Origin of the sequence: Nocardia sp. NPDC004568 (assembly GCF_040609955.1) — a bacterium.
Classification (GTDB): domain Bacteria; phylum Actinomycetota; class Actinomycetes; order Mycobacteriales; family Mycobacteriaceae; genus Nocardia.
In genome coordinates this window covers 25,958-34,618 of the sequence record NZ_JBEXLL010000073.1, presented here as the reverse complement: position 1 = coordinate 34,618, position 8,661 = coordinate 25,958, and the positions used below count along the sequence as shown (strand labels likewise).

The following is an 8,661-nucleotide window of genomic DNA, read 5'->3' as shown; positions in this document are numbered from 1 at the left end:
CCCGCAGCCCGTACGCTGCGGGGACGGCCACCGGGTAGGGCACCGGTGCGGCGACGAGAGTGGATACGGCAATGACGTCGGAGATCGGTTTCCATCCGGACCTGCGCCGCGCGCTTCCTGCCACGCGCCGTGGTGTCCCCGCGCACCCTCCGGGTGCTCCGTGCGCTCGGTGACCTGGGCGGGCGAGCGCGACCGGCGGGCGGGACGATCGAGCGGGTGGACGCGAACGTGACGGTCCGGGTGTTCCGCCCGGCCGGGGCGACCGGGCCGGTGCCCGGGCTGCTGTTCGTGCACGGCGGGGGATATGTCATCGGTACCGCGGCGATGGGCGACCGGTTCTGCGCGACCGTGGCCGCACGGCTCGGCGCGGTCGCCGCATCGGTCGAATACCGGCTCGCGCCCGAACATCCCTATCCGGCGCCGCTCGAGGACTGCTACGCGGGTCTGCGCTGGCTGGCGGCGTCACCCGAGGTGGATCCGGACCGGATCGCGATCGCGGGGGAGAGCGCGGGCGGTGGCCTGGCGGCAGCCCTGGCGCTGCTGGCCCGCGACCGCGGTGAGGTGCGGCCGGTACTGCAAGTGCTCTCCTACCCGATGCTGGACGACCGGACCTCGGCACGCACCGATATCGATGTCCGGCGGCTGCGGGTGTGGAGCCGCCACAGCAACGATTTCGGCTGGCGTTCCTATCTGGGCGAACTCGGCTCCGCGACGGTCCCGCCGCTGGCGGCACCGGCCCGCTACGACGGTCTCGCGGGGCTACCGCCCGCCTGGATCGGGGTCGGCACCCATGATCTGTTCTACGACGAGGATCTCGCCTACGCCGGCCGGCTGCGCCGCGCGGGGGTCCCCTGCACCCTGCACGAGGTCGCGGGCGCCTATCACGGATTCGATCTGATCGAGCATGCCGCGCCGGTGTCCCGCGAGTACCGGGGCGCCCAGCTGGCGGCGCTGGCGGCGGCGCTGGGCAGGGCTTCCGGGTCGGAGTGAGCGGTTCCATCGCCACCGGTCGTGCCGGCGAACCGCACCGCGGCCACGGACCCGGGCCGAACATCGTCGCCACCGCCAGGGCGGGGTGGGCGCGGGGTCCACCGGCCGGGCCCGGCAGGTGGCAGACTGCGCGAATGAGCACACCGGATTGGGCTGATGTGGACCGGTACGTGGTGGATCACCTGGCGCGCGACGGCGAGACGACCGCGACGCTGCGGGCCAACGCGGACGCGGGCCTGCCCGCCATCGACGTCTCCGAGGCCCAGGGCAAATTCCTCTATCTGCTCGCCCGGTCCGTCGGCGCCGCGCGGGTACTGGAAATCGGCACGCTGGGCGGTTTCAGCACGCTGTGGCTGGCCCGGGGGGTCGGGGACGCGGGCCGGGTGGTCACGCTGGAATTCGAGGCCCGCCACGCCGAGGTCGCGCGGGCGAATCTGGACCGCGCCGGAGTGGGCGGCCGGGTCGAAATCCGGGTCGGGGCGGCCCTGGACAGCCTGCCCGTGCTCGCCGAGGAGGGGCCCGACCCGTTCGACCTGGTGTTCATCGACGCGGACAAGGTCAACAACTCGAATTACGTGCAGTGGGCATTGCGGCTGACCCGGCCGGGCGCGGTCGTCGTCGTCGACAATGTGGTGCGCGCGGGCCGGCTGGCCGACGACAACGACGCCGACCCCGCGGTGCGGGCGAGCCGGGAACTGGTGCGGCTGCTGGCCGACGAACCACGCCTGGACGCCACCGTGCTGCAGACGGTCGGCGCCAAGGGGTGGGACGGGTTCGCCTTCGCCGTCGTGAACTGAGCACGGGCGTCCCGCTCACGCATCCGGATCCGGGGAGGCGATGATCCGGCCGTCCTCGATCGCGCGGCGCAACGTGGCGTGATCGAGGGCGTTGCGATCGGCGTAGTCCTCCGCGAAATCCGCGATCGCCGCGTCGAAATCGTCATCGGAACCCAGGTAGCCGGCGATTCCGAAACGGTCACCGCCACGGGCGTGGGCCTGGGCCAGTACCCGCGCGCACAGCCGTCCGTAGAGTGCCATGAGATCGGGGGACATGGTCTCGATCACCGCCGAACCCTTGCCGTCGCGGAGCTGACGGATATAGAAATCGCGGGTCACGCCGTCGGGGTCGGGGCCGGGGTGCTGCTGCCAGCCGAGGAAGATATCGCTGGCCGCCTGCATCAGCCGCTGGCCGCTCACCACCCGTTCGCCCTGGTTGGTGTACTCGGGGCCGGCGAGATAGCGCGCGAGGACCGAGGGCTGTGCCTCCTTGGCCTGGAGGAACAGCGGTTCGTCGCCCGGCCCGCGCAGCAGGACGATCCAGGTGCGGGTGCCCACACTGCCCACCCCGACCACCTTGCGCGCCGCGTGCACGTACTCGAACCGGTCGAGCAGGAAACGGCGGTCGGGTTGCAGGGTGCCGCGATAATCGGCGAGGCGGCGCATCAGAGCCCGGTGCACCGTCGCGGCGTCGGTGCCGGTGAAGAGCTCCTCCACCGGAACGATCAGCGGTGGCATGCTCACGATGCGCGGTTGCCCCCCGCACGGCGTGGTCAACTTGGACAGCGCCTGGAAACTGTCGCGCCCCCAGGCCTTGTCGATGGTCTTCTGGACGCGTTTGCGCATCGAGGAATCGAGGACATCGCGGAGTTCGGCCATATCCGCCGCGGCGTCGATATGGGCGTACCAGACGGCGAGTTCACCGCGTCCGGCCTGGTAGATCATGGTCTCGCGGTACTCGGCCACACACGCGCGGGTGATCCGGCGCCGCTGCTTGCGCTTGAAACCGTTATCGCGCCCGGCGATCGCGAGACTCGCGGCCAGCCGCTTCACATCCCATTCGAAGGGACCGGGATAGGTTTCGTCGAAATCGTTGACATCGAAGGCGAGCTGGCGCTCCGGGGTGGCGTAGAGGCCGAAGTTGCTCAGGTGCGCGTCCCCGCACAGCTGGGTGTGCAGACCGGTGCTGGGGGAGCGGGACAGATCGTCGGCCATCACCAGGGCCGCGCCGCGGAAGAAGGAGAACTCGGAGACCGCCATCCGGCCGTAGCGGACCGGCACCAGGTCGGGGACCCGCGCCGGCGTCTGTGATTCCAGCAGGGCCAGCGGGTCACGGTCCGCCGCGGTCACCGGTGCGGCGACCGCGGCGAACGGGACGCGGTCGCGCTGCCGGGCGCCGTATTCGGTGCGCTGCGCGCGCGACGCGCCGGCGGACCGGGCCTGATCAGCGTGGGGTTCGCCCATGAGCGCACGGTAGAACGGGCCGTCCGGTCCGTCGTCACCCGATGCGGGTGAGCGAGCCGGTGGGGGCGGCCCGCTTCGGGTCACCGTGCGTCGAGCTCTGCGTGCGGCCTCGGCCGGTGGTCAGCGTTCTGCTCGGCGGGTGAGGAAGAGGTGGATGGCCGACCTACCGCAGGAACCCTTCCTGTTCGGCGAGACGGTCCGCGACGCCGACACCTACGCAGACCCGAGGCGGGTCCGGCGGAGATCGACTGGGCCGCCCCGGCGATCGGTGTGCACGAGATGATCACCGCGCCGGACCACGGATACCCGCAACCCATCGGTGAGCACGGTCGCGGGCTCTCGGCCGGGCACCGTCAGCTGCCGGCGCCGGCCCGCGCCCAACTCGTGAACCCGACATCCTGATCCTCGACGAGGCGCCGACGTCGCTGGACCCGGGCGCCCGCGGCACGCATCACGAGGAAACCTCCGTGGCGATGGTGCCGTCGACGACCTCGGCCAGCATCCGGCCCCATTCCGGATAGGTGCGCACCTTCCGCAGGTGCAGCTCTTCGATTTTCGCGGTCAGGTCGGGATCGGGGTCGTCGGAGAACCGGACCGCGGACAGGCGAGCGACATACGGCAGGATCTGCGGATCACCGGCCAGGTGCACCGGGTCGTGCAGATAGCGCTCGAGCGCGCTCAGGTCGGCGACCGCGGCGCTGTAGGCGTGGGTGAACCCGTCACGTGGATCGCCGATATCGCGGCCGACGACACCGAATTCCACCGACTCGACGCCCGCGGTCCGGCGCATCCGCTCCAGCACCCCGGCCTGTTCGTCCGGCGAGACACCGTCTTTGAAGCTGAACCGCAGGATGTTGACTATCACTCGAAACCTCCAGATTTGAACCAGTGGGTTCAGATTATCGTCCTACTCGGTATTGTCAACGGTACGTAATTTTGAACCCGTCGGTTCAATCGCGGGAGGACGGGAGTTAGCATGGGAGTGTGCGTGCGCGAGTGGAGGACGGCCCGGTCACCGGCCGGATCGATAAGCGGCGGGCGATCCTCGACGCGGCCTTCGCCGTCTTCGCCCGGCTGGGTTACGAACAGGCCTGCGTCCGGGAGATCGCCGACGAAGCCGGGGTGGCCAAACCGACCGTCTACAACCACATGACCGACAAGGAGAGCCTGCTGCGGGAGGCGCTCCGCACGGCGGCCGACCGGGTGGGCGCCGACTGTCTGGCCGCGGTGGAACGCCTGCGCAACCCCGGCCCCGACCTCCCCGCGGCGCTCGAGGACACGGCCCGGCGGCTGCTGCGCGTCTGTGCCGGGGACACCTCGCACGCTTTGCGCCGGCTCACCGCGGCGCAGGCCAACCGGCTACCCGACCTGGCGGCGCTCGTCCGCGAACACACGGCGACCGCGACCCTGGAGGCGCTCACCGACCGGCTCGGCCTGCTGGCGTTGTCCGGGCGATTGCGCATCACCGACCCGGCTGTCGCGGCCGAGCAGTTCCTCGCACTGCTCACCGGCCCGCTGGAGAACCGGTCCGCCCACGGCACCCGCCGGGTCCCCTCCGCCGAACTCCGCGCGATCGCCACCGCCGCGGTCCGAACATTCCTGGCGGCCTACGGAACCGGCGGCCACCGACCGGAGGGTGGATCCGGGCCGCCGTGAAGGCGGGGCACGAGTTCAGCCGAAATCACGCAGCGGCGGATCGGTGCCCTCGGGGACCGGAAGTTCGTCGCCGTGGTCGCGCACCCAGGTGGCGAGGGCACGCAATGGTCCGTCCACCAGGCCGGCGCCCAGGTCGGTCAGCCGGTACTCCACCCCGGGTGGTGCGTCCGGATCCGGTCGCCGGGCGATCAGGCCGCGTCCGAGCAGCCGGCGCAGTGATTCGGTGAGCGTCTTGTCGCGGATCCCGCCGATCCCTGTGCGCAATTCGACCCGTCGCCGGGGTCCGTCGGCGAGGGCGGCGAGGATCACCGGATCCCAGGTGTGGGCGAACAGGTCCAGTGCGCCCCGTAGCCGGCAGTCGGCGATGGGGTCGGTGCGGTTGTGGTCTCCGGTCATCGCTCACCAGCATCGCGGTCCGCTACGCACCGATCGGTGCGTATCCCGCTCCCTACGGTAGCGCTCGCACACGGTTGGCGAAGACAGAGGAGACACGGGTGCGGATATCGATTCTGGGAACGGGTCATCTGGCCGAGGCACTCGGCCGCTGCTGGGTACGGGCGGGGCACCGGATCACCGTCGCGGGGCGGTCCCCGGAGAAGGCGGCGGCGCTGGCGCGGCGGCTCGGCGGCGCGACTCGCGCGGCCGCGGCGCGGGAGGCGGTATCCGAAGCGGACGCGGTTCTGCTCGCGGTGCCCTGGGACGCGGCCGGCGCGGTACTGGAGGCCGCCGGCGGCAGCGGCGGGGGACTGGCCGGGATACCGATCATCGACCCGACCAACCCGGTCGAACACGGATGGGCGTGGTGCTGGGCCCCACGGGCGGCTCGAACGCGGAACGGATCGCGGCGGCGGCCGCGGGCGGGCGGGTGGTGAAAGGTTTTCACCTGGTCCCCTCCACCCAGTGGGAGGCGCCCGGGGTGACGACGACGGTGGTCCTGTGCGGGGACGACCCGGATGCGCTGCGTGTGGTCGAGACGCTGGTACGCGATGCCGGGGCGGAACCGGTCGTGGTGGGATCGCTGGCGCGGGCGCGGCAACTCGAGGAGGTGGCCGGGCTGTACATAGCGCTCGCGTTCGCCGGAGTGGACCCGCGAACCGTGGCGCCCGGCCTGCCGCCGGTGCGGTCCTGAACTCCCGGTGCGACAAAGGCGCCGCTGTCGCAGGGCCTCCGAGGGGGTCGGCCCCGGCGTCGGGGACGGGTAGGTCGGCCGCCGGGGCCCGCTGGGGGTCGCCGTGCCCGCCGGGGTCGCGTGGTCGCGGCCCGGCCGAGGTCGCGGGCCGGTGGCGCGGCGGAGTCGCGCGGTTGTCTTGCGGCGGAGTGGCGCGGTTGTGGCCGGCCGGGCGGCGCGCTCACCGGCCCGCCGCGGTCTCTTCCCGCCGCCGGGCACGGTCGGTGAAATCCTTGCCGACCGAGTCGAGAATCCGGGCGACCTGCTCCGGGTGGGTGAGGTGCGGATAGTGACCGGCGCCCGGGATCTCGGTGACCGGGGCGGTGACCTGGGCGGTCAGCGGATCACCGGATCCGGTCACCACATGGACCGGCACGCGCAGTTCGTCGAGGAGGCGGCGGGCGGTCGCATGGGCGCCCGGCCGGCCGGCGGCGCGTAGGGCAGCGACCGTGCGGCGGGCCACCCGGGGCCGGCGCAGGTTCGCCCGCGCGCTCTCCAGCGCCGGGCCCGCCGGAATCCCCAGCAGGGTGGCCAGGCGTGCGGACGGCAGGCGGCGCAGCAACGCGGTGGCGATCGGGGTGCGGGCGAGCCGGGATCCGCCGCGCTGCAGGAAGGCCGGTGCCACCAGGACGACGCCCGCCACGCGGTCGGGATGGGCGGTCGCGTAGCGGAGGACCGGTACGCAGCCGAGGGAATGACCCGCCAGTACCGGGCGACCCTCGATCGGCGCCATGAGGTCGTCGAGCCACCGGTCCGGCCCGGCCGGGCGTGGCGCGGACCGGCCCAGGCCGGGGAGGTCGGCGGCGAGGGTGGGGGCGTCGAGCAGCGTCCGGATCCCGTGCCAGGCTTCGCTGTCGGTGGGAAGCCCGTGCAACAGGACGTATTCCGGGGTGTGCCGGTCACCGGAAACCCAGAGCCCATGGTCGAATCCCGCGGCAGGATCGGCTTCGGTGGCACCGAATCGGCTGCTCACCAAGTGATTCGCCCACTCGCGCAGTACGGTTTCGGCCGCGGGCTGCACGAGCCCGGCGCGCGCGGCCACCGCGTCGGCGGCGGAGGTGTCGTAGCGATCGCCGGCGATGAACGCCAGGCGTTCGGCGTCCACTCCGGTCAGCCGGCGGGGCAGGCGCGCCACCAGGCCCACGGGGAGGGTGAGGCGCGGTGCGCGGACGTGCAGATGGCGAGCCAGCAACCCGATCATTTCCGGCAGCGGCGGGGTGGCCGGGTCGAGCACGGTGTAGGAACGGCCGGCGGTATCCGGCTGTCGCGGGAGCAGAGTCAGGAAATCGAGGAAGTAGTCCAGGTCCAGGATCGGGAGCAGGGTCTGGGAGTCGCCGGGCAGTGCGGGCAGCGTGCCGTGCCACAGATCGCGGACGAGTTCGGCCAGGCCGATGTACTGCCCGGGTCCGAGGACGCTGCTCGGATTCGCGATGGTGAGCGGGACCCCGGCGGCCGCGGCCTGTTCCCGCAGCACCGCGTCCGCTTCGAATTTCGAGGCGCCGTAGGCGCCGACGGCGTAGTCGTGTTCGGCGGAGTCCGGCACGGTGACCCGGTAACCGGTGATGTGGACGAGCCGGCGCAGCCGCGGCCGGTCGGCGGACCAGCGCAGTACGTGGAGGGCGCCGTCGATGTTCACCGCCCGGGCCTCCGCGGGATCGAGTCCGAAGGAGAACCGCGCGGCGCAGTTGTAGACGTCGCGGACGTCGTCCAGCGCCGCCGCGCCCAGGGCGCCGAGACCGGGATCGGTGATATCGCAGTCGAGTACGGTGAGCCGCTCCAGGTCGAGATCCCGGCCGTCCAGCCAGGAGAGCAGCCGTGCCCCGGTTCCGGGGCGAACCGCGGCGGCGACGCTGTGGCCCTGCTCGAGCAACCGGGCGACCAGCGCGCGACCGATGAAGCCCGCCGACCCGAAGACGACGGTGTCGGGAGTACTCATATCCACTTCCTAACTTGACTGGTCGACATATTTTGAAGGCGAGAAAAAGTCCGCGCGCGGCGGAACGGGGGTCAGAGCAGGGTGCGGGCGACCCGCGCGGCCCGATCCAGCGGCTCGCGACTGCGGTGGGTCCGGGCGAGCAGCAGCGCACCCTCGACGAGGGCGAGCAGTGACACCGCGAGATCGTCGGCGTCCCGGTATCCGGCGGCTCGCAAGATGATGCGCAGTGCCTCGGTCCAGCGCGTGTACACCTGGGCGCACGCCTGCTGGACCGCGTCGTTGGTACCCGCGACCTCGAGGGCCACGGTGGCGACGGGACATCCGTTCGCCCAGCCGGAGGCTTCGAGCCGGTCGCCGAGCAAGGTGATCATCCCGGCGACCGCGCCGGCCGGATCGGTGAGATCGGCGGCGTCGAGGGCCGCATCGATCAGTCCGGAAGCCTGGCCGACGGCCGCGGCGACGAGTTCGTCCTTGCCGCCGGGAAAGTGGAAGTACAGCGAACCCCGCGGGGTCCCGCTGTCGGTGAGGATCTGATTGAGCCCGGTGCCGAAGTAGCCCTGACGCTCGATCGACGACCGGGTGGCCTCGATCATCCGCTGTCGCGTCTCGGCTCCCTTGGCTCCCATATGCCAAAAAGTAGACCGGTCGTCATATAAATGTCAAGACCCGGT

Annotated in this window: 9 protein-coding genes and 1 pseudogene; 5 read left to right on the top strand and 5 right to left on the bottom strand. The window is 71.9% G+C overall.

Annotation, left to right across the window (positions count from 1 at the left end; genetic code table 11):
- The first annotated feature begins 71 nt into the window (after positions 1-71).
- Positions 72-990, top strand: a pseudogene (locus tag ABZV91_RS26355) (alpha/beta hydrolase).
- A 134-nt stretch (positions 991-1,124) separates the two neighbouring features.
- Entirely contained in the window at positions 1,125-1,787 is a 663-nt protein-coding gene (locus ABZV91_RS26350; RefSeq protein WP_355246972.1) for an O-methyltransferase, read from the top strand.
- Between the two features lie 15 nt (positions 1,788-1,802).
- On the opposite strand, the gene ABZV91_RS26345 is transcribed toward ABZV91_RS26350, so the two are convergent.
- Together ABZV91_RS26345 and ABZV91_RS26340 are read right to left on the bottom strand one after the other, a co-directional pair.
- Complete coding sequence (locus tag ABZV91_RS26345; protein WP_355246969.1) at positions 1,803-3,230, bottom strand: DUF2252 domain-containing protein; 1,428 nt, start codon at positions 3,228-3,230, stop codon at positions 1,803-1,805.
- Between the two features lie 451 nt (positions 3,231-3,681).
- Positions 3,682-4,095: a Dabb family protein gene (locus ABZV91_RS26340; RefSeq protein WP_355246966.1), complete on the bottom strand. Its 414-nt coding sequence runs from the start codon at positions 4,093-4,095 to the stop codon at positions 3,682-3,684.
- A gap of 119 nt (positions 4,096-4,214) precedes the next feature.
- Between ABZV91_RS26340 and ABZV91_RS26335 the strand changes: the two genes are divergently transcribed.
- Entirely contained in the window at positions 4,215-4,886 is a 672-nt protein-coding gene (locus ABZV91_RS26335) for a TetR/AcrR family transcriptional regulator (protein ID WP_355246964.1), read from the top strand.
- 15 nt (positions 4,887-4,901) lie between these two features.
- On the opposite strand, the gene ABZV91_RS26330 is transcribed toward ABZV91_RS26335, so the two are convergent.
- The gene (locus tag ABZV91_RS26330) at positions 4,902-5,282 is read right to left on the bottom strand and encodes a helix-turn-helix domain-containing protein (protein ID WP_355246961.1); all 381 of its coding nucleotides are present in this window, start codon (positions 5,280-5,282) and stop codon (positions 4,902-4,904) included.
- Between the two features lie 98 nt (positions 5,283-5,380).
- Here ABZV91_RS26330 and ABZV91_RS26325 point away from each other — a divergent pair, with 98 nt between their 5' ends.
- A complete protein-coding gene (locus ABZV91_RS26325) occupies positions 5,381-5,758 on the top strand; it encodes an NAD(P)-binding domain-containing protein (RefSeq protein WP_355246958.1) in 378 nt (125 codons plus the stop codon).
- Positions 5,752-6,015, top strand: coding sequence for a hypothetical protein (locus ABZV91_RS26320; protein ID WP_355246956.1), 264 nt, complete (start codon positions 5,752-5,754; stop codon positions 6,013-6,015). Before ABZV91_RS26325 ends, ABZV91_RS26320 begins: the two co-directional genes overlap by 7 nt.
- Positions 6,016-6,235: 220 nt before the next feature.
- Here the strand turns inward: ABZV91_RS26320 and ABZV91_RS26315 are convergent, their stop codons facing one another.
- Together ABZV91_RS26315 and ABZV91_RS26310 are read right to left on the bottom strand one after the other, a co-directional pair.
- Entirely contained in the window at positions 6,236-7,990 is a 1,755-nt protein-coding gene (locus tag ABZV91_RS26315; protein ID WP_355246953.1) for an alpha/beta fold hydrolase, read from the bottom strand.
- A gap of 71 nt (positions 7,991-8,061) precedes the next feature.
- On the bottom strand, positions 8,062-8,616 hold the full coding sequence (locus tag ABZV91_RS26310) for a TetR/AcrR family transcriptional regulator (RefSeq protein WP_355246950.1): 555 nt from the start codon (positions 8,614-8,616) through the stop codon (positions 8,062-8,064).
- Between the last annotated feature and the right edge of the window lie 45 nt (positions 8,617-8,661).

Excerpts from the sequence above, each read along its gene's own strand:
- ABZV91_RS26345 (WP_355246969.1), bottom strand. The coding sequence starts at position 3,230 with ATGGGCGAACCCCACGCTGATCAGGCCCGGTCCGCCGGCGCGTCGCGC.
- ABZV91_RS26330 (WP_355246961.1), bottom strand. The coding sequence starts at position 5,282 with ATGACCGGAGACCACAACCGCACCGACCCCATCGCCGACTGCCGGCTA.
- ABZV91_RS26315 (WP_355246953.1), bottom strand. The coding sequence starts at position 7,990 with ATGAGTACTCCCGACACCGTCGTCTTCGGGTCGGCGGGCTTCATCGGT.
- ABZV91_RS26310 (WP_355246950.1), bottom strand. The coding sequence starts at position 8,616 with ATGGGAGCCAAGGGAGCCGAGACGCGACAGCGGATGATCGAGGCCACC.
- ABZV91_RS26350 (WP_355246972.1), top strand. The coding sequence starts at position 1,125 with ATGAGCACACCGGATTGGGCTGATGTGGACCGGTACGTGGTGGATCAC.